General features: G+C 66.2%; 20 protein-coding genes and 1 riboswitch. Of the genes, 12 read left to right on the top strand and 8 right to left on the bottom strand.

The window, feature by feature from the left end:
• Positions 1-39: 39 nt before the first annotated feature.
• The 6 genes from VNQ78_RS18585 to VNQ78_RS18560 all read right to left on the bottom strand — a co-directional run bounded on the left by VNQ78_RS18585 (position 40) and on the right by VNQ78_RS18560 (position 6,582).
• Positions 40-1,320, bottom strand: coding sequence for an ABC transporter substrate-binding protein (locus VNQ78_RS18585; protein WP_325692593.1), 1,281 nt, complete (start codon positions 1,318-1,320; stop codon positions 40-42).
• A 43-nt stretch (positions 1,321-1,363) separates the two neighbouring features.
• Positions 1,364-2,440 carry a branched-chain amino acid ABC transporter permease gene (locus VNQ78_RS18580; protein WP_325692591.1) on the bottom strand — a complete coding sequence of 359 codons (1,077 nt, stop codon included), beginning with the start codon at positions 2,438-2,440 and terminating at the stop codon, positions 1,364-1,366.
• A 106-nt stretch (positions 2,441-2,546) separates the two neighbouring features.
• Positions 2,547-3,527: a branched-chain amino acid ABC transporter permease gene (locus VNQ78_RS18575; protein WP_325692589.1), complete on the bottom strand. Its 981-nt coding sequence runs from the start codon at positions 3,525-3,527 to the stop codon at positions 2,547-2,549.
• A 9-nt stretch (positions 3,528-3,536) separates the two neighbouring features.
• Positions 3,537-4,355 (bottom strand): ABC transporter ATP-binding protein, encoded by an 819-nt coding sequence (locus VNQ78_RS18570; protein ID WP_325692587.1) that lies wholly within the window; start codon positions 4,353-4,355, stop codon positions 3,537-3,539.
• On the bottom strand, positions 4,352-4,600 hold the full coding sequence (locus tag VNQ78_RS18565; protein WP_325692585.1) for a hypothetical protein: 249 nt from the start codon (positions 4,598-4,600) through the stop codon (positions 4,352-4,354). Before VNQ78_RS18565 ends, VNQ78_RS18570 begins: the two co-directional genes overlap by 4 nt.
• Positions 4,597-6,582, bottom strand: a complete 1,986-nt coding sequence (locus VNQ78_RS18560; RefSeq protein ID WP_325692583.1) for an AMP-binding protein — start codon at positions 6,580-6,582, stop codon at positions 4,597-4,599. Before VNQ78_RS18560 ends, VNQ78_RS18565 begins: the two co-directional genes overlap by 4 nt.
• A gap of 113 nt (positions 6,583-6,695) precedes the next feature.
• Between VNQ78_RS18560 and VNQ78_RS18555 the strand changes: the two genes are divergently transcribed.
• The 3 genes from VNQ78_RS18555 (at position 6,696) to aroQ (ending at position 9,786) form a co-directional block, all read left to right on the top strand.
• Entirely contained in the window at positions 6,696-8,573 is a 1,878-nt protein-coding gene (locus VNQ78_RS18555) for a PAS-domain containing protein (RefSeq protein ID WP_325692581.1), read from the top strand.
• On the top strand, positions 8,566-9,267 hold the full coding sequence (locus tag VNQ78_RS18550) for a response regulator transcription factor (protein WP_325692579.1): 702 nt from the start codon (positions 8,566-8,568) through the stop codon (positions 9,265-9,267). Before VNQ78_RS18555 ends, VNQ78_RS18550 begins: the two co-directional genes overlap by 8 nt.
• Before the next feature lie 78 nt (positions 9,268-9,345).
• A complete protein-coding gene (aroQ, locus tag VNQ78_RS18545) occupies positions 9,346-9,786 on the top strand; it encodes a type II 3-dehydroquinate dehydratase (RefSeq protein ID WP_325692576.1) in 441 nt (146 codons plus the stop codon).
• 280 nt (positions 9,787-10,066) lie between these two features.
• On the opposite strand, the gene VNQ78_RS18540 is transcribed toward aroQ, so the two are convergent.
• Positions 10,067-10,687 (bottom strand): HAD family phosphatase, encoded by a 621-nt coding sequence (locus tag VNQ78_RS18540; RefSeq protein ID WP_325692574.1) that lies wholly within the window; start codon positions 10,685-10,687, stop codon positions 10,067-10,069.
• A gap of 135 nt (positions 10,688-10,822) precedes the next feature.
• Positions 10,823-12,337, bottom strand: a complete 1,515-nt coding sequence (locus tag VNQ78_RS18535) for an aldehyde dehydrogenase (NADP(+)) (RefSeq protein WP_325692572.1) — start codon at positions 12,335-12,337, stop codon at positions 10,823-10,825.
• A 140-nt stretch (positions 12,338-12,477) separates the two neighbouring features.
• On the opposite strand from VNQ78_RS18535, the gene VNQ78_RS18530 reads away from it, so the two are divergent.
• The 9 genes from VNQ78_RS18530 to VNQ78_RS18490 form a co-directional block, all read left to right on the top strand.
• A complete protein-coding gene (locus tag VNQ78_RS18530) occupies positions 12,478-13,644 on the top strand; it encodes a nucleotide sugar dehydrogenase (protein WP_325692570.1) in 1,167 nt (388 codons plus the stop codon).
• Positions 13,641-14,639 carry an SDR family NAD(P)-dependent oxidoreductase gene (locus VNQ78_RS18525; protein ID WP_325692613.1) on the top strand — a complete coding sequence of 333 codons (999 nt, stop codon included), beginning with the start codon at positions 13,641-13,643 and terminating at the stop codon, positions 14,637-14,639. Before VNQ78_RS18530 ends, VNQ78_RS18525 begins: the two co-directional genes overlap by 4 nt.
• Positions 14,640-14,681: 42 nt before the next feature.
• Positions 14,682-14,786: riboswitch (TPP riboswitch) on the top strand.
• Positions 14,787-14,857: 71 nt separating this feature from the next.
• Positions 14,858-15,673, top strand: a complete 816-nt coding sequence (thiD, locus tag VNQ78_RS18520; protein WP_325692568.1) for a bifunctional hydroxymethylpyrimidine kinase/phosphomethylpyrimidine kinase — start codon at positions 14,858-14,860, stop codon at positions 15,671-15,673.
• Positions 15,670-16,647 carry an FAD-dependent oxidoreductase gene (locus tag VNQ78_RS18515; protein ID WP_325692566.1) on the top strand — a complete coding sequence of 326 codons (978 nt, stop codon included), beginning with the start codon at positions 15,670-15,672 and terminating at the stop codon, positions 16,645-16,647. Before thiD ends, VNQ78_RS18515 begins: the two co-directional genes overlap by 4 nt.
• Positions 16,631-16,828: a sulfur carrier protein ThiS gene (gene thiS, locus VNQ78_RS18510; RefSeq protein ID WP_325692564.1), complete on the top strand. Its 198-nt coding sequence runs from the start codon at positions 16,631-16,633 to the stop codon at positions 16,826-16,828. Before VNQ78_RS18515 ends, thiS begins: the two co-directional genes overlap by 17 nt.
• A gap of 2 nt (positions 16,829-16,830) precedes the next feature.
• Positions 16,831-17,595 (top strand): thiazole synthase, encoded by a 765-nt coding sequence (locus VNQ78_RS18505; protein WP_325692562.1) that lies wholly within the window; start codon positions 16,831-16,833, stop codon positions 17,593-17,595.
• Positions 17,592-18,188 carry a thiamine phosphate synthase gene (locus VNQ78_RS18500; RefSeq protein ID WP_325692560.1) on the top strand — a complete coding sequence of 199 codons (597 nt, stop codon included), beginning with the start codon at positions 17,592-17,594 and terminating at the stop codon, positions 18,186-18,188. Before VNQ78_RS18505 ends, VNQ78_RS18500 begins: the two co-directional genes overlap by 4 nt.
• Positions 18,167-19,147, top strand: coding sequence for a HesA/MoeB/ThiF family protein (locus VNQ78_RS18495; RefSeq protein WP_325692558.1), 981 nt, complete (start codon positions 18,167-18,169; stop codon positions 19,145-19,147). Before VNQ78_RS18500 ends, VNQ78_RS18495 begins: the two co-directional genes overlap by 22 nt.
• The coding region (locus VNQ78_RS18490; RefSeq protein WP_325692556.1) for an ABC transporter substrate-binding protein at positions 19,144-19,524 on the top strand (381 nt) is incomplete at its 3' end. The genes VNQ78_RS18495 and VNQ78_RS18490, both read left to right, overlap by 4 nt.

The raw sequence follows: 19,524 nt of genomic DNA, 5'->3' as shown, positions 1-19,524 counted from the left end.
GGAATGGCCCCGGCGAAAGCTCCGCCGGGGCGCATGGGCTCAGCAGCGCGGCGTGATGCCGGCTTCCTTGGCATAGGCCTCGCTGTCCTCCTGAATCAGCGGGTTCAGGACATCCTGGTCGGGTTCGGTGAACTCGGTGATCAGGCTCCACTTCTTCGCATTGGCATCCCATTGCTGAAGACGCGCCATGCCGCTGCCGCCGTGGTTGTCGCAGCTCATCTTGATCTCGGGGCCAAAGTCCGGCAGGCCGATCTCCTTCAGACGGTCAGGGGTGATGTCCAGCGCTTCGAACCCGTCGCGAAGCTGCGTCGCGTTGATGGCGGGGGTGCCGGCAAGCTCCTGCGCTTTCTTGATGGCCTCGGCGATCACGACCGCCGCATACATGCCGCGCGAATAAAGCGCCGAGCCGACGAACTGGCCGCCCTGCGAGGCCTTGCCCGGCTCGATCACGAATTTCTTCATGTCCTCATAGACCGGATAGTCGGTGCCCACGCCATTGAAGGTCAGCGACTTGTAGCCATTGGCGGCGGCGCCCACCGGCAGCACATCGACCTCGGAACCCGACCACCAGACGCCGATGAAATTCTCCATCGGGAAGCGGATATTCGCGGCCTCCTGAATGGCGGTCTGGTTCATCACGCCCCAGCCCCACATGATGACGTAATCCGGCTTGTCGCGGCGGATCTGCAGCCATTGGCTTTTCTGCTCCTGCCCCGGCGGGTCGATCGGCAGCTCGCTCAGCGTGAAGCCGTGCTTCTGCGCAAGATCCTGCAAGGTGCGGATCGGCTCCTTGCCATAGGCCGAGTTGTGATAGACCAGCGCGATCTTCTTGCCCTTCAGGTCGCCGCCATTCTGGTCCAGCAGATATTTCACCGCGACCGAGGCGCCGTCCCAATAGTTCGCGGGCGCGTTGAAGACCCATTCGAAGACCTTGCCGTTCTTGGCCGAGGTCCGCCCATAGCCCGGCGTATAAAGCACGATCTTGTCGGCCGAGACCTTGGGAATCAGCTGATAGGTGATTCCGGTGGACAGAGGGTTATAGACCAGCGCGCCATTGCCCTTCGTCGCCTCATAGCATTCGACGCCTTTCTCGGTGTTATAGGCGGTCTCGCATTCCGGGGTCTGGATCTTCTCGCCGCCGATGCCGCCGTCACGCTCGTTCAGCAGGGTGAAATAGTCGTTGAACCCGTCCGCATATTGCGTGCCGTTCGCGCCATAGGGCCCGGTGCGATAGCTGAGGTTCGGCACGACCAGATCGGCCATTGCCGGCGCCGCCGCCATGGTGGTGGCAAGCGCGATGGTTGCAAGCTTCAGTCTCATCTTGGTCTCCTCCCCAAGGGTGTTCATCTGCCGGAATTCCGGTTCAGTGCGGGAACGGCCACAGCCGCAGCTTCTCCTTTGTCAGGCGCCAGAGCCGGGCGAGGCCATGCGGCTCGACTATCAGGAAGAAGATGATGAGCGCGCCCACGATCATCAGCTCGATATGGGCGGCAAGGTCGGTGGGCCAGCCAAGCTGCGCCACCAGCACGTTCTTCAGCAGCACCGGCAGCAGGACCAGAAAGGCCGCGCCCGCGAAGCTGCCAAAGATGCTGCCGAGCCCGCCGATGATGATCATGAAGAGGACAAGGAAGCTCTTGTTGATGCCGAAAGCCTCGCTGGCCTCGGCCGCGCCCAGATAGACGGAAAAGAGCAGCGCACCCGCGATCCCGACGAAAAAGCTCGACACCGCAAAGGCCGAAAGCTTGGCGGTCAGCGGATTGACCCCGATGATCTCGGCCGCGATGTCCATGTCGCGGATTGCCATCCACTTGCGGCCCAGCGTGCCGCGCGTCAGGTTCCTCGCCACCCAGGCAAGAACCACGGCAAAGACAAGGCAGGTCAGGTATTTCGCCGAAGCCGTGGTCGCGGGCCCGGTCACCGCCCAGCCAAGGATCGTGCGCTCGGGCGCGTTGATCTGGCCCGAGGCCGAATAATTGTAGAACCACGGCACCTTGTTGAAGAGCCAGACCAGAAAGAACTGAGCGGCGAGCGTCGCGACAGCAAGATAGAAACCCTTGATCCTGAGGCTCGGCAGACCGAAGAGCATCCCCACAAATGCAGTGATCGCCCCGGCCAGCAGGATGTGGACGAAAATCGGCACGCCCGGAAACGCGGTCATCAGCTTGTAGACCGCATAGGCCCCCACCGCCATGAACCCCCCGGTCCCAAGGCTGACCTGCCCGGCATAACCGGTCAGGATGTTTAGCCCGATCGCCGCGATCGCATAGATCAGGAAGGGCACCAGCACCGCATTGGCCCAGTAGCTGTCGATGACGAAGGGCACGACCAGGAAGGCCACGGCCAGCAGCGCGTAATAGCCCCAGCGGTCCAGGCGGATCGGAAAGGTCTGCCCGTCTTCGCGATAGCTCGTCTTGAAGTCACCTGCCTCGCGATAGAACATCCGCCCCTCCCGGTCTTTCCGTTCCGACATGTGAGTATTTGAAGAACGAAGAAGACTTCTCTGTTCCCCAAATACTCAATCCCCTGCTTTCCACCCGCGCCACGGCTCAGACCCTCTCGATGATGCGTTCGCCGAACAGGCCTTGCGGCCGGAAGACGAGGAAGATGAGCGCGAGGACATAGGCGAACCAATTCTCGGTCGCGCCCCCGACCATCGGGCCGATGAAATATTCGAAAAGCTTCTCGCCCATGCCGATGATCAGCCCGCCGACAATGGCGCCGGGGATCGAGGTGAAGCCGCCAAGCATCAGGACCGGCAGCGCCTTCAGCGCGATGAGCGAGAGCGAGAATTGCACGCCCGATTTGGTGCCCCACATGATGCCTGCGACCAGCGCCACGAAGCCGGCGATGGACCAGACCATGATCCAGATGAACTGGAGGCTGATCCCGACCGACAGCGCCGCCTGGTGGTCATCGGCGACGGCGCGCATCGCCCGGCCCTGTCTGGTATATTGTGAGAAGCAGACCAATGCCGCGACCAGCGCCGCCGCGATCAGCGCCGCCCAGAGGTCGAGGCGGTCGATGAAGAAGCCATAGCCCAGCCAGTTGTTCGTGGCGGTCTCGATCGTTTCGGAGATTCCCTGCGGCAGGCCCACGTCGAGTGTCTTGACGTCCGCGCCCCACATGACGTCGCCGAGCCCCTCCAGGAACCAGGCAAGGCCGATCGTCGCCATGAAAAGAATGATCGGCTCCTGCCCGACCAGATGCTTCAGCACCAGCTTTTCGACAGCGATGGCAAGGCCGACCATGACGAGCGCGGTCAGCAGGATCCCGAGGATCGCGGGCACGGTCCAGCCGAAATTGCCGACATGAGTACCGAAGGCCGCGTTGATCAGATGGGCGAAGGGGACGCGCCCCTCCATGATGCCGACCAGCGTCATCGCGGCAAAGAGCGCCATCACGCCCTGCGCATAGTTGAAGACGCCCGAGGCCTTGTAGATCAGCACGAAGCCCAAGGCGACCAGCGAATACATCACCCCGGCCATCAGCCCGTTCAGCAGGACTTCGCTTGCGTAGAGAAATTCCATGCCGCCCCTCTATTCCTGCGTGACGCCCAGATAGGCGCTGATGACCTCGGGATTGCTGCGCACCTCGTCGGGGGTGCCGTCGCCGATCTTGCGGCCGTAATCCATGACCACGACCCGGTCCGAGAGGTCCATGACCACGCCCATGTCATGCTCGATAAGCGCGATGGTGGTGCCGAATTCGTCGTTCACGTCGAGGATGAAGCGGCACATATCCTCCTTCTCCTCGACATTCATGCCGGCCATCGGCTCGTCCAGCAGCAGGATGCCCGGTTCGGCGGCCAGCGCGCGGGCAAGCTCGACCCGCTTCTTCAGGCCGTAGGGCAGCCGGCCCACCGGGGTCTTGCGGATGTTCTGGATCTCGAGGAAGTCGATGATCTTCTCGACCTGCTCGCGGTTCTCAACCTCCTCGCGCTCGGCCCGGCTCCACCAGAGCGCCTGGCTCCAGATCGGGGCCTTCATCTTGTTCAGCCGCCCGGTCATGATGTTGTCGAGGACGGACATCCCGTCGAACAGCGCGATGTTCTGGAAGGTGCGCGCGATCCCGAGCCGGGCGACCTCATAGGGTTTCATCGGGCCGCGACGCTCGCCCCGGAACAGGATCTCGCCCTCCTGCGGGACATAGAAGCCCGAGATGACGTTCAGCATCGAGGATTTGCCCGCGCCGTTCGGGCCGATGATCGCGCGGATCTCGCCCTCGCGGATGTCGAAGCTGATGTCCTTGATCGCCACCACCCCACCAAAGCGCAGGGTGATGTTTCTGAGGTCCATCAGCACCGGGCCGATGCGGCGCCCGTCCGCCGGGGCCTGTTCCGGGGTTTGCGCCGTCATGTCCACAGTCTTTCAAGAAGCGAGATCAGGATATTGTAGGCGATGAGCGCGCCGCCCCAGAGATGCGCCTCCCGGACCGCCAGCCCCGGCCAAAGGCGCGAGACCATCAGCACCCCGAAGATCGCGCCGATGGCGCCGGCCAGGACGTTGTAGAGCCCGAGCGGCAGGATCGTGGCGCAAAGCCAGGCAATCACGATTCCGGCGACGGCGAAGAAAGCGGCGGAGATATAGGCTGGCCTGGTCATGCGGCAATTCCCCTTGCATTCACATGGTTGCGGGCAGGGGGAACGATCGCGGCATCCTCGACCCTCAGCGTCGCCCGGATCCGGCCCTTGCGGCCATCCTCATAGGTCACCTCGGTTTCGGTAAAGACGTTTTCGCTGCCATCGTAGAGGGCGGCGAGGAGATCGTGGTATTTCTCGGCGATGACATTGCGGCGCACCTTGCGGGTCCGCGTCATCTCTCCGTCATCGGGGTCAAGCTCCTTGTGGAGGACGAGGAAGCGGCTGATCTGGCAGCCTGACAGCATCGGATCCTGCGCGACCGAGGCGTTGACCGCTTCGACATGCTCGCGGATGGTCGCATAGACCTGCGGATGGCCGGCCAGTTCCTGATAGCTCGCATAGGCGATGTTGTTGCGCTCGGCCCAGTTCCCGACCGCCGTGAGGTCGATATTGATGAAGGCGGTGCAGAAGTCGCGCCCGGCCCCGAAGACCACGGCCTCGAGGATGTTGGGATAGAACTTCAGCTTGTTCTCGACATATTTGGGGGCGAACATCGCGCCGCCCGCCATCTTTCCCACGTCCTTGGCGCGGTCGATGATGCGCAGGTGCCCGGTCTCATCCTCGAAGAAGCCGGCATCGCCCGTCGCCACCCAGCCCTCGGGATCCTTGGTCGAGGCGGTGCTGTCGGGATTGCGGAAATATTCGACGAAGGTTCCGGGGCTGCGATAGAAGACCTCGCCGCTTTCGGCAATGCGAAGCTCGACCCCCGGGCTTGGCACGCCGACCGTGTCCGAGCGGACCTCGCCATCGGGTTGCTGGGTGATGAAGACCGAGGCCTCGGTCTGGCCGTAAAGCTGCTTCAGGTTGATCCCGAGGCTGCGGTAGAAATCGAAGATCTCGGGCCCGATCGCCTCGCCCGCGGTATAGCCGACGCGGATGCGGGAATAGCCCAGCGTGTTCTTGAGCGGGCCATAGATCAGCAGGTTGCCAAGCGCGTGGTGCAGGCGGTCGAAGGCGCCGACGGGCTTCCCCTCGAGGATGCGCGGCCCGACGCGGCGGGCCAGCGCCATGAAATGCCGGAACAGCGCGCGCTTGATGCGGCCGGCATCCTCCATGCGGATCATCACGCTGGTCAACTGGCCCTCGAAGACGCGGGGCGGGGCGAAGAAATAGGTCGGCCCGATCTCGCGCAGGTCGGTCATCATGGTCTGCGCCCCCTCCGGGCAGTTCACGGTGAACCCGGCCGAATAGGCCTGCCCGACCGAGAAGATGAAGTCTCCGACCCATGCCATCGGCAGATAGGCCAGCACCTCCTCGGCCACGGTCAGGCCATCGAAAGAGGCGGTGTTCCGCGAGGTCTCGATGATGTTGCGGTTCGACAGGACCACGCCCTTGGGTTTTCCCGTGGTCCCCGAGGTATAAAGCATGACGCAGGTGTCGTCATAACCAAGCCCGGCGGTCAGCGCGTCGAGTTCGGGGCCAAGCCGGGTCTCTGCCGCCCGGCCCTCGGCCTGCACATCGGCGAGCGCGTTCATGTGGCTGTGGTCGTATTTCCGCATCCCGCGCCGGTCGGTATAGACCAGATGCTCGACCGAAGGCGCGCGCTCTCCGACCTCAAGCACCTTGTCGACCTGCTCCTGATCGCCACAGACGACGAAGCGGGCGCCGCAATTGCCAAGGACATAGGCCATCTCGTCCGCGACCGCGTCCTGATAAAGCGGTACCGGCACCGCACCGCACATTTGCGCGGCGACCATCGACCAGTAATGCATGGGACGGTTGCGGCCGATGATGGCGACATGATCGCCGGGGCGCAGGCCCAGCACCATGAAGCCAAGCGCCAGATCGCGGATCTCGCGCGCGGCCTCGGCCCAGGTCCAGCTTTGCCAGATGCCGAATTCCTTCTCGCGATATGCCGCCTTGTTCCCGAAGCTTCGCGCGTTCCGGGCGAGCAATGCGGGAATGGATTGCATTCCGGCCTCGGCCGCCTGCATTGTCTGCATGGTTCCTCCCCTGTCTTCCGGGCTCCCCTCCCATCCGACATTCCCCAAGCTTATGGTGCCAATCCTTGCGCCAATTTTTCGGGAATCCTACGAATTGTTACAGGCAGCAGGTAATGCGATCCACGAACATGCTTCCCGAGGACCAGAATGCGGAACTGACCCGGTCCGGGTTGAACCTGATCCAGCAGGCGATCTCGATCTTTGATGCAGAGCTTCGGCTGGCCGTGTCGAACCGACCCTATCAGGCGATGTTCGACCTGCCCGACTGGCTGACCCGACCGGGTGCCAGCTTCGAGGACACGATCAGCTTCCTTGTCGATCGCGGCGAATACGGCCCGCAGGACGACCGCGAGGCCGCCATCCGCGAAAGGGTCGAGCAGGCCAAGACCTTCCAGCCGCATTACATGGAGCGCAAGCGCGCCGACGGGCGCTGGATCTCGGTCGAGGGGGCGCCGCTGTCGCAGGGGGGCTGGATCGCGGTCTATACCGACATCACCCAGATCAAGCGGCAGGAGGAATTGCTCCGCGCGCGCTCGGCCGAGCTGTCCGAACTGGTCCTCGAAAATGCCGAGCGGCTTTCGGCCGCGAACCGGGCGCTGGCCGCGACCAATGCCGCGCTGGAAGAGGCCAAGCGCATCCTGACGGAATCGGAGGCGCGCACGCGTCAGGTCACCGCGATGGTTCCGGCCCATATCGCGCATATGGACCGCGAATACCGCTATACCTTCTCGAACAATCAGATTGGCGCGGTCTTCCCCGGTTCGGCCAGCGAGATCCTTGGCCGCGACGGCGAGGCGATCCTCGGGCGCGAGACCTTCGACCGGATCCGCCCGCATATGGACCGCGCAATCGCCGGAGAGCCGCAGGTCTTCGAGATCACGCATCCCCCCTCCGGCCGGCGCATCCGCATCGCGCTGACCCCGGACCAGACCGGGCGCGGCGCCTATGTCCTCTCGACCGACGTGACGGCCGAGGTGCAATCGCGCGAGGCGCTGGCCCATGCTGCCAAGCGCGCGGTCGCCGCGCAGGTGACTTCGGGCATGGCGCATGATTTCGGGAACCTGCTGACCATCATCCTTGGCCTGCAATCGCGGCTGGAACGCTCGGGCCTGACGCTCGAACAGTCCGAGGATGTGCAGGCGACATTGGCCGCCGCGCGGCGCGGGGTGACGCTGCTTGACGGGATCGCCACCCTGACCGGGCATCGCGATTACCGGCCCTGCCCGGTCGATCTGCGCAATCTGCTGGACGACCTCGCCGCGATGACGCGCCCGACGCTGGGGAATGGCGTGGCGCTGGACATCGCCCCGGATGCGCCCGCGACGCGGCTGATGCTGGATCCCGGCGCCTTGCAGGACGTGCTGCTGAACCTGATCCTGAACGCCCGCGACGCGATGGGCGGCAAGGGCCGCATCACCATCGCCGCGCGCGCCGCCGGCCGCTGGCTCGAGGTGTCGGTGACGGATAGCGGCCCCGGCTTCTCGGCCGAGGCGCTGAGCCGCGCGACCGAGCCGTTCTTCACCACCAAGGGCAGCCGGGGCACCGGCCTCGGCCTCTCGATGGTCTATGACCAGATCAAGCTGGCGGGCGGCACGCTGCGGCTGGCCAATGCCGGTGGCGCACAGGTCACGATCCGCCTGCCTTGGCGCGAGGCGCTACAACATCTTGTTTTATTGGTCGAGGATGACCCCCAGATACGGACAACGACGCGGGAAATGCTGATGGCGCAAGGCCATGCGGTGATCGAGGCCGAGGGCATCGGCGAGGCGCGGGGGCTGACCGACCTTCCGGGCTTGACGATGATCCTCTCGGACCTGCAGCTTGGCGATGGCTCGGGTGCCGAGCTTGCCGATGCGGGCCTGCCGCTGGTGCTGATGACCGCGCTGCCGGCCAAGGATGCGCGGCGCGCGGCGTTGTCGGTTCCGGTGCTGAGCAAACCCTTTGACGACGCGGCGCTGGCCGCGGCCCTGACGATGGTGACGAATGACTGATTCCCCGCTGATCGCGATCCTCGACGACGAGCCCGAGATCCGCCGCCTTCTGGCCGCGGCGCTGGAGGAGGCGGGCTTCCGCACCCAGGCCTTCGCCCGCGCGACCGAGTTCGAGGCCGCCTTGCGCCGGATCGAGCCGGATGCCTGCCTGATCGACCTTGGCCTGCCGGATCGCGACGGGCTGCCGCTGGTCCATCGCCTCGCCCGCGAATCGGGGGCGGCGATCATCATCATCTCGGGCCGGGCGCAAGTGCAGGACCGCGTCACCGGGCTGGAGCTGGGTGCGGACGACTATATCATCAAGCCCTTCGACCCGGCCGAGGTCGTGGCCCGCATCCGCGCCCGGTTGCGCAAGCCCCAGCGCGACCCCGCCGCCGAGCGCCAGCAGATCGGCTTTGCCGGCTGGGTCGCGGATTTCGACCGCTACACCCTGACCTCTCCCGAGGGGGCCGAGACGCCGATCAGCCATGCCGAGGCCGAGGTACTGCGCATGTTCCTCGACAATCCGCGCCGCCTGATCTCGCGCGCGCAGATGCTGGAGACGCTGGGCGGCACGGCCGGCGACAGCTTCGACCGGGCGATGGATGTGCGCATCTCGCGGCTGCGCACCAAGCTGGGCGAGGATCCCCGCAATCCGCGCCTGATCAAGACGATCTATGGCGGCGGCTACATCTTCCTGGCCGAGCCGGGCTGATCTTGCTTGCGGCCCGTTCTGGCGCGGCTATCCTTCGCGCCGAACCGGCGGGCCAGATCCCGCGGAAGCGAGGAAAATATGCCCACCGTCTATATCCTGAACGGCCCGAACCTGAACCTGCTCGGCCAGCGCCAGCCCGAGATCTATGGCAGCACCACGCTGGCCGATGTCGAGGCGGCCTGCACCGAGCTTGGCCACGAGCTTGGCTTCGACATCCGCTTCTTCCAGTCGAACCACGAGGGCGTCATCGTCGACACGATCCACGAGGCGCGCCACAAGGCCAATGCCATCATCATCAACCCGGCCGCGCTGACCCATACCTCGGTCGCGATCCTCGACGCGCTGAACACCTTCGACGCCCCGGTGATCGAGGTCCATATCTCGAACATCCACAAGCGCGAGAGCTTCCGCCACCATTCCTATGTCAGCCTGCGCGCCGATGGCGTGATCGCGGGACTGGGGACCAACGGCTATCTGATGGCGCTGCGCCACCTCGCGCCGCTGATCGGCGCACGCTGAGCTGCCCGAAAGAAATGCGCGCCTGCCAGGAGGAGACAGGCGCGCTCTGGTAGCGAAGCGAAAAGGTACTGAAAACAGGATACTCGAAAACGTCCGATCAATCTGCGTCGCCGCTCTGCCGCCGGCGAAGTTGAATGTGCTTCTGCCACCGCCCGGTCCGGGTGTCGGGATGCGCTGCCATCCGTTCCGGGCATCTGGTGGATTCAGAATGCCCCATTCAACGTGAGGTTGCCGTGATCAGGGCGTGAAAAAACGCCCCTTTCGAGGCGAAAAACGCGATTCAGGCAAAAAATCCGCGCTGCGCCAGCTCTTTGCCAAGGGTTTCGGCATCGGTGAAGTGAATCGCGTCCATGCCGACGGCGCGCGCCCCTTCGACATTGGCGGGGCTGTCGTCGATGAAGATGCAATCCTCGGCCCGCAGATCGTTGCGATCCATCAGCAGCCGATAGATCGCCGGCTGCGGTTTCAGCTGCGCGACCCGGCCCGAGACCACGATGTCGCGAAAGACCTGCCCCAGCCGGGGATGAATCTCCAGCGCCTCGGGCCAGGTGTCCGCCGCCCAGTTGGTGATGGCGAAAAGCGGCACGTTCTGCGCCTGCAGGGCCTCGACAATCTCCCAACTGCCGGGAACGGGTTTCTCGATCGTCAGGTGGAAGGCGGCGAGGTAACCCTCCAGCGGATCGGCCAGCGGTCCATGCGCGGCCCGCGCGGCGGCCAGCCCCTCGGCAAAGCTGCGCCCGCCGTCCTGCAGCCGGTTCCAGCCGGCGAAGTCGATCCGACGCATCCAGTCCTCGGCCTCGGCGCGGGTGTCGAAATTATCCGCGAAGGCCAGCGCCGCGTCCCATTCGATCAGCACCGCCCCAAGGTCAAAGATCACGCTTTTCGTGGCATGTCCCGTCATGTCCCGCTCCCTCTGGGCCTCGGCCCGGCCTGCCGATGGATCTTGCCGGCAAATGATGGCGGGGCAAGCCCCGATGGTCGAAGGGCCGGGATTTTCCGTCCCGGCCCTCCTGATCTCATGTGCTTGCCCGCGCGATCAGCGCAGGTCTTCGGGCAGCAGCGCCTCGGGGAAGTTCTGGTAGCTGACCGGACGCAGGAAGCGGCGGATCGACAGCGTCCCGACCGAGGTGGCGCCGAAATTGGTCGAGGCCGGGTAAGGCCCGCCATGGACCATCGCATCGACCACTTCCACGCCGGTGGGGAAGCCGTTGACCAGCACGCGGCCGGCCTTGCGCTCCAGCACCGGGCGCAGCTTCTGGGCATCGGCCAGATCGCCCGCGTCCATGTGGATCGTGGTCGTCAGCTGACCTTCGAAGCCCTTGGCCAGCGTCACCATCTCGTCCACGGATTTCACGCGCACGATCAGGCCGAGCGGGCCAAAGACCTCCTCACCCAGCGCGTGGTCCTGCAAATAGGCCTCGGCGGTGGTTTCATAGAGGTTCGGGCTCGCCTCGCGGCCAGCGGACTCGGTGGCGTAGACCGGCGTGACCGAGTTGCGCGACTCGAAGCGTTCCTTGCCGTCGCGATAGGCTTTCGCGATGCCTTCGGTCAGCATCACCTGCGGGCCGACCTTTTCCAGACCGGCCTTGGCCGCAGCGGTGTAGCGATCGGCATCGGGACCGTCGATCACGACCGAAATGCCCGGATTGGTGCAGAACTGCCCCGCGCCCATGGTCAGCGACCCGGCCCAGCCGGCGCCGATTTCCTCGGCGCGGGCGGCCATCGCCTCAGGCATCAGGAACATCGGGTTGACCGAGCCAAGCTCGCCGAAGAAGGGGATCGGCTCGGGGCGCTGCGCGCAAAGATCGAAGAGCGCGCGGCCGCCGCCGAGGCTGCCGGTGAAGCCGACGGCCTTGATCAGCGGGTGCTGGACCAGCCCCTGCCCCACGTCGCGGCGACCGCCCTGGATCAGGCTGAACACGCCGGGATGGATGCCGGTCTTGGCGATGGCGGCGGCAACGGCCTCGGCCACGATCTCGCCGGTGCCGGGATGGGCGGAATGGCCCTTGACCACGACCGGGCAACCAGCCGCCAGCGCGGCGGCGGTATCACCGCCAGCGGTCGAGAAGGCCAGCGGGAAGTTCGAGGCGCCAAAGACCGCGACCGGGCCGATCGGACGCTCGACCAGACGGATTTCCGGGCGTGCGGCGGGCTTGCGGTCGGGCTGCGCTGCGTCAACGCGGCGGTCGAGATATTCGCCCTTGCGGATATGATCCGCGAACAGGCGAAGCTGGCCGGTGGTGCGCCCACGCTCGCCCTGAAGGCGCGCCACGGGCAGGCCGGTTTCCTGCGTCCCGATCTCGGTGATCGCATCGGCGCGGGCCTCGATCTCATCGGCGATCGCGTCGAGGAACGCCGCACGCTCCTCGCGCGAGCTGTAGCCATAGCTCCAGAACGCCTCCTCGGCGGCCTTGCAGGCGCGATCGACCAGATCGACCGTGCCGACGGCGAAGGCATGGGCCGGGCCGGTGGCGGGTTCGGACATGAACGTCTGATCCGAGCCGATCCATTCGCCAGCGATCAGGTGTTTACCGTGAGGGGTGAAGGTCATGGGGAGGGTCCTCGCTCCTTGGAATCGCCCTTATTTGGCACCTTGGTATACCATTCGCAAGGCAGGTGCGGGCAAACTGCCCGCTTCTTCCGGGGAACCGCCTGTGCTAGGGCATGGGAAAACAACGGCGGATACCGCAGATGAAGATCACTGTAGCGGGCCTGGGTTACGTCGGCATGTCGATTGCCGTCCTGCTGTCCCAGCACAACAAGGTCATGGCGCTGGATGTGAACCGGGCGCGGGTCGATCTGGTGAATGCACGCAAATCGCCCATCGAGGATGCCGAGATCACGACATGGCTGGCGGAACGGACGCTGGACCTGACCGCGACCACCGATGCCGCCGAGGCGATGGAGGGCGCGCGTTTCGTCATCATCGCGACGCCGACCAGCTATGACAGCAGGTCGAACCATTTCGACACCTCGAGCGTCCGGCAGGTGATCGCCGAGGCCCGCGCCACCGCGCCCGAGGCGACAATCGTGATCAAGTCCACCGTCCCCGTCGGCTTCGTCGACGAGATGCGGGCCGAGACGGATTATGACGGCATCATCTTCTCGCCCGAATTCCTGCGTGAGGGGCGGGCGCTTTACGACAACCTCCACCCCTCGCGGATCGTCGTCGGCGACCACAGCCCGGCGGCGCGCGAACTGGCCGAGCTGCTGGTCGAGGGCGCGATCCGCAAGGACATGCCCGTCCTTTTCACCGGCGCGGTCGAGGCCGAGGCGATCAAGCTGTTCTCGAACACCTATCTCGCGCTCCGCGTCGCCTATTTCAACGAGCTGGACAGCTATGCCGTCTCGCGCGGGCTCAACACGCGCGAGATCATCGAGGGCGTCGGCCTCGATCCGCGGATCGGCGCGCATTACAACAACCCGAGCTTCGGCTATGGCGGCTATTGCCTGCCGAAGGACACCAAGCAGCTTCTGGCGAATTATGACCAGGTGCCGCAGCAATTGATCGCGGCGGTGGTGGAATCGAACCGCACCCGCAAGGATTTCATCGCCGACCAGATCATCGCGCGGCACCCGAAGCTGGTCGGGGTCTACCGGCTGGTGATGAAGGCGGGGTCGGACAATTTCCGCGACAGCTCGATCCAGGGCATCATGAAGCGGATCAAGGCCAAGGGCATCCCCTGCATCGTCTATGAGCCGGTGCTGAAGGAGGACCACTTCTTCCACAGCCCGGTGGTGCGCGACCTTGACGCCTTCAAGGCGCAATCCGACCTGATCATCACCAACCGCATGACCCCGGAACTGGCCGATGTCGAGGGCAAGGTCTTTACCCGCGATCTTTACGGGGTGGACTGATGCGCGTCCTTATCACCGGATCGGCCGGTTTCATCGGCTTTCACCTCGCCCGCCTGCTGCTTGAGGAAGGGGCCGAGGTCATCGGCCTCGACGCCATCGACAGCTATTACGACACCGCCCTGAAGGAGGCGCGCGAGGCGCAGCTTCGCGCCAATCCCCGCTTCATCGCGGTGCGTGCCCGCGTCGAGGAGCCGGGCCTGCTGACCGACCTCATGGGGCAGCACCGGCCCGATCTGGTGGTGCATCTGGCCGCGCAGGCTGGGGTGCGGCATTCGATCGACAATCCCCGCGCCTATCTGCAATCGAACATCATCGGCACGTTCGAATTGCTGGAGGCCGCGCGCGCCCATCCGCCGCGCCACATGCTGCTGGCCTCGACCAGTTCGGTCTATGGCGCGAACAAGGACATGCCCTATCGGGAAACCGACAAGGTGGACAGCCAGATGTCCTTCTATGCCGCCTCGAAGAAATCGACCGAGGCCATGGCCCACAGCTATGCGCATCTTTTCGGGCTGCCCGTGACGATGTTCCGCTTTTTCACCGTCTACGGTCCCTGGGGCCGCCCGGACATGGCGCCGTGGCTGTTCACCAATGCGATCCTGCGGGGCGAGCCGATCAAGGTCTTCAACCACGGCGACATGCGGCGGGATTTCACCTATGTCGTGGACCTTGTCCGGGCGATCCGTCTGCTGATGGACGCGGTGCCCTCGGACCAGCCGGTCGGACCCGCGGATAGCCTGTCCCCGGTCGCGCCCTTCCGCACGGTCAATATCGGCAATGGTGCGCCGGTCGAGCTGGTCGATTTCATCGCCGCGATCGAGGCCGCGACCGGCAAGCAGGCGATCCGCCAGCTTCTGCCGATGCAGCCGGGCGATGTCCCGGCGACATGGGCCGACACCACCCTGCTGCGCCGCCTGACCGGCTATGCGCCGCAGACCCCGATAACCGAGGGTGTCGACGCCTATGTCGCGTGGTTCCGCTCCTATTACGGTTGACCCTTGCGGGCCGGGGGCTTCGGCCCTAGGTTGTCGTCACAATTTCTACACTTGGGGAGTCCCGCAACGGGGCTGAGAGGTGCCGGGCACCGACCCATCGAACCTGATCCGGGTCATGCCGGCGTAGGGAAGGGTAGAGCGCCGGGCGGGGGCAAACCCGTTTTCAGGTGCGCATATCCCCTGCTCCGCATGGCCCCGGTCTTAACGGAAGGCGGGCCATGTCACATCCCATCGCGCTCACCATCGCCGGCTCGGACAGCGGCGGCGGTGCAGGGATACAGGCGGATCTGAAAAGCTTCTCGGCGCTTGGCGTCTATGGCGCATCCGTGATCACAGCGATCACCGCGCAGAACACCCGCACCGTCGCCGCGGTCGAGGCCGTCAGCCCCGCCATGGTCGGGGCGCAGATCGACGCGGTCTTTGGCGATCTCGACATCCGCGCGGTCAAGATCGGCATGGTTGGCGGCCCCGAGGTGATCGCCGTCGTCGCGGATCGCCTGCGCGCCTTTCTGGACACCGGCCCCGTCCCGGTCGTGCTCGACCCGGTGATGGTCGCGAAATCGGGCGATGCCCTTCTGGCCGATGAGGCGGTCGCGGCGCTGCGCGAAAGGCTGATCCCCCTGACCACCGTGCTGACCCCGAACCTGCCCGAGGCGGCGCGGCTGCTGGACGTTGCCCCTGCCCAGACGACTGCCGAGATGGAGCGACAAGGCCGCGACCTGCTGGCCCTTGGCGCGCGCCATGTCCTGATGAAGGGCGGCCATGCCGAAGGCGCGGTCTGCACCGACCTGCTGGCCGGGCCCGAGCCGCTGACGCTGTCCACTCCCCGCCAGCAGACGCGAAACACTCACGGGACCGGATGCTCGCTCTCCTCGGCGATTGCGGCCGGGCTGGCACAGGGCCTTTCGGTGCCCGAGGCCGTCACGCGCGCGCATGGTTGGCTGCAAGGCGCCATCGCCGCCGCGGACGCGCTTTCGGTCGGGCTGGGGCATGGCCCGGTCCATCACTTCCACGGGATCTGGGGGCGGCCATGACCGAAATCACCGTCCTTGGCGCCGGGGTCATGGGGCTGACGATCGCCACGGAACTGGCGGCGCGCGGGCTGTCGCCCCGGATCATCGACCCCGCCGGCGGTCCGGGCGATCACGGTTGCAGCTGGCGCGCCGGCGGGATGCTGGCGCCTTATTGCGAGGCGGAAAGCGCCGAGCCGACCGTGGTTCGCCTTGGCCTCGACGCCGCCGACTGGTGGCAGGCGCAGGGCGTGCCGGTGACCCGGCGCGGCACCCTCGTCCTCGCGCCCTCGCGCGACCGGGCCGAACTCGACCGCTTCGCCCGCATGACCGAGGCGCATCGCCCCTTGCCGCCCGAGGAGATCGCGGCGCTGGAGCCCGCGCTTGAGGGCCGCTTCCCGCGCGGCCTGTTCTTCGAGAGCGAGGCGCATCTGAACCCGCGTGAGGCGCTTGGCCTGCTGCGCGACCGCCTTGCCGAGAAGGGCATCGGGGTCGAGACCGGCGGCACTCCCTCGGGCCTGACGGTCGATGCCCGTGGCCTTGCCGCCCGCGATCAGCTTTCCGACCTGCGTGGCGTCCGGGGCGAGATGCTGGTCCTGCGCTGCCCCGAGGTGGTGCTGACCCGCACCATCCGCCTGCTGCACCCGCGCATCCCGCTTTACATCGTGCCGCGCGGCGACGGCGTCTACATGATCGGGGCGACCATGCTGGAAACCGGCGGCCGGCACCGCGTCACCGCCCGTTCGGCGGTCGAGATGCTGAGCGCGGCCTATGCCCTCCATCCCGGCTTCGCCGAGGCCGAGATCCTGGAGCTTGGCGCCGATGCGCGCCCCGCCTTCCCAGACAACCTGCCCCGCCTGCGCCGCAGGGGCAGCACGCTTTTCGCAAACGGCCTTTACCGCCACGGCTATCTTCTGGCCCCCGCCGTGGCACGCATGGCCGCAGACCATATCACCACGGGCCGGAAACCGGAGTTCATGGATGAAGATCACCCTTAACGGAGAGGCGCGCGACCTGACCGGCCCGACCGTGCAGGACGTGCTGGCCCAGATCGGGCTGGCCGAGGCGCGCGTCGCGACCGCGCTCAACGGCGATTTCCTGCCCGCAGGCGCGCGCTCCTCGGCCATGCTGAAGGATGGCGACGCGCTGGAAGTCCTCGCCCCGATGCAGGGAGGCTGAGGATGCCGGCCTTTTACGGAACCGAAGTCGAAAGCCCGCTGATGCTGGGCACCGCGCTTTACCCCTCGCCCACAATCATGGCCGAGGCCTTCCGCGCCTCGAAGGCCGGGATCGCCACCGTCTCACTCCGGCGCGAGGGCGGCGCGGGGCAGGATTTTCACGCCCTGATCCGCGAGCTTGGGATTCCGGTCCTGCCGAATACCGCCGGCTGCCATTCCGTGCGCGAGGCGGTGACGACCGCCCAGATGGCGCGCGAGGTTTTCGACACGCGCTGGATCAAGCTTGAGGTCATCCGCGACGACGACACGCTTTGCCCCGACGTGGTGGCGCTGGTCGAGGCGGCGAAGATCCTGGCCGATGACGGCTTTCAGGTCTTTCCCTATTGCACCGAGGATCTGTCCGTTTGCGGCCGCCTGCTGGATGCGGGCTGCGAGGTCTTGATGCCTTGGGGCGCGCCGATCGGGTCGGGTCGCGGGTTGAACAACCCCTACGGGTTGCGCAGCCTGCGCGCGCATTTCCCCGAAACGATGCTGGTCGTCGATGCCGGGATCGGCCTGCCCAGCCATGCCGCGCAGGCAATGGAACTGGGCTATGACGCGGTCCTTTTGAACACCGCCGTCGCCAAGGCCGGCGATCCGGTCGCGATGGCCCGCGCCATGGCGCTGGCGATCGAGGCCGGGCAACTCGCCCACGGCGCGAACCCGATCGAGGCGCGGGACATGGCCGCCCCCTCGACCCCGGTTTTCGGAATGGGGGTGCTGGGATGAAGCTGCCGCGTTTCTATCCGATCTTCGACAATGCCGACTGGCTGCGCCGCGCGCTGCCGCTGGGGGTCAGGCTGGTGCAGATCCGCATCAAGGACCAGCCGGCCGAGAAGCTGCTGGGCGAGCTGGCGCTTTGCCGCGAACTTTGCCGCGCGCATGGCGCCATGCTGGTCGTCAACGACCATTGGCGCGAGGCGATCGACCTTGGCTGCGATTTCATCCATCTCGGGCAGGAGGATCTGGACGAGGCCGACATCCCCGCGATCCGCAAGGCCGGGCTGCGGCTGGGCCTCTCGACCCATGACCATGCCGAACTGGACCGCGCGCTGGCGCTGAAGCCCGATTACATCGCGCTGGGTCCGGTCTGGCCGACCATCCTGAAGAAGATGAAATGGGAACAGCAGGGGCTGGACCGGGTCCGCGAATGGCGCAAGCTGGTCGGCCACACGCCGCTGGTCGCAATCGGCGGCGTCACGCCCGAACGCGCGATGGAGGCTTTCGCGGCGGGGGCCGACATCGCCTCGGCTGTGACGGACATCACGCTGAACCCCGACCCCGAGGCGCGGATCCGCGAATGGCTGAGGGTCACGGCATGAACCGCTATGCCCGCCAGATGGTGCTGCCCGAGGTCGGGGACGAGGGGCAGGCCCGCATCCGCGCCGCCCATGTCCTGATCGTGGGCGCGGGCGGGCTGGGCGTTCCGGCGCTGCAATATCTTGCCGGGGCGGGGATCGGTCGCATCACCCTGATCGACCCGGATACGGTCGAGGAGACGAACCTGCATCGCCAGCCCCTCTACCGCATGGAGGATCTGGGCGCGCCCAAGGCCCTCGCGGCGGCCGGGGCCGTCCGACGGCTGAACCCCGAAGTCGCGGTCGAGGCGCTGGTGGACCGGCTGACGCCCGCAAATGCCCCTGCGCTGGTCGCGGCGGCGGATGTCGTCCTTGACTGCGCCGACAGCTATGCGGCCAGCTACACGCTTTCGGATAGTTGCCTCGCGGCGGGAAAGCCGCTGATCTCGGCCTCGGCGCTGGGACTGGCGGGCTATGTCGGCGGCTTTTGCGGCGGCGCCCCCAGCCTGCGCGCATTGTTTCCCGATCCGCCCGACAGCGGCCAGACCTGCGCCACGGCGGGCGTGCTGGGACCGGTCGTGGGAATGCTCGGCTGCCTTCAGGCCCAGATGGCGCTGGCGGCGATCCTTGGCCTTTCGCCCTCGCCTCTGGGCCAGCTCACCCGATTCGAGGGCGGGCGGCTGACGCAGTTCCGCTTTGACGGCGCGCCCGAGCAGACCGGCCCGCGCTTCGTCGCGCGCGAGGAATTGTCCGAAGCCGACCTCGTCATCGACCTGCGCCCCGAGGACGAGGCGCCGCGCAAGGCCACACCCTATGCGCTGCGCTATCCCGGATATGGCGCGACCGGCCCCCTGCCCCATCCCGGCCAGCGCGTCGTGCTGGCCTGCCGCTCTGGCCTGCGCTCATGGCGCGCGGCCGAGGCCCTGTCCCGCCGCTGGAACGGCGAAATCACCCTCATTGCCCTTGGAGGAGAGTCCGAATGAAGCATTTCGCCCTTACCGCCGCACTGGCGCTGCTGGCCCAGCCCGCCCTTGCGCAGGACAAGATGACCCTGATCCTCGACTGGTTCGTGAACCCCGACCATGCCCCGATCATCGTCGCGCAGGAGAAGGGTTTCTTCACCGAGGAAGGGCTGGATGTCGAGGTCGTGGCCCCCGCCGATCCGGCCGATCCCCCGAAGCTGGTCGCGGCGGGCAAGGCGGACCTTGCCATCAGCTATCAGCCGCAACTGCATCTTCAGGTCCATCAGGGCCTGCCGCTGAAGCGCGTCGGCACATTGGTCGCGACGCCGCTGAACTGCCTGATGGTCAAGGCCGATGGCCCCGTCCAGACCATCGCCGACCTGAAGGGCAAGAAGGTC

Source organism: Paracoccus sp. (in: a-proteobacteria), from assembly GCF_035556475.1.
Lineage (GTDB): Bacteria > Pseudomonadota > Alphaproteobacteria > Rhodobacterales > Rhodobacteraceae > Paracoccus.
Note: the sequence above shows the minus strand (reverse complement) of the source record. Positions and strands in the feature narration are given on the sequence as shown.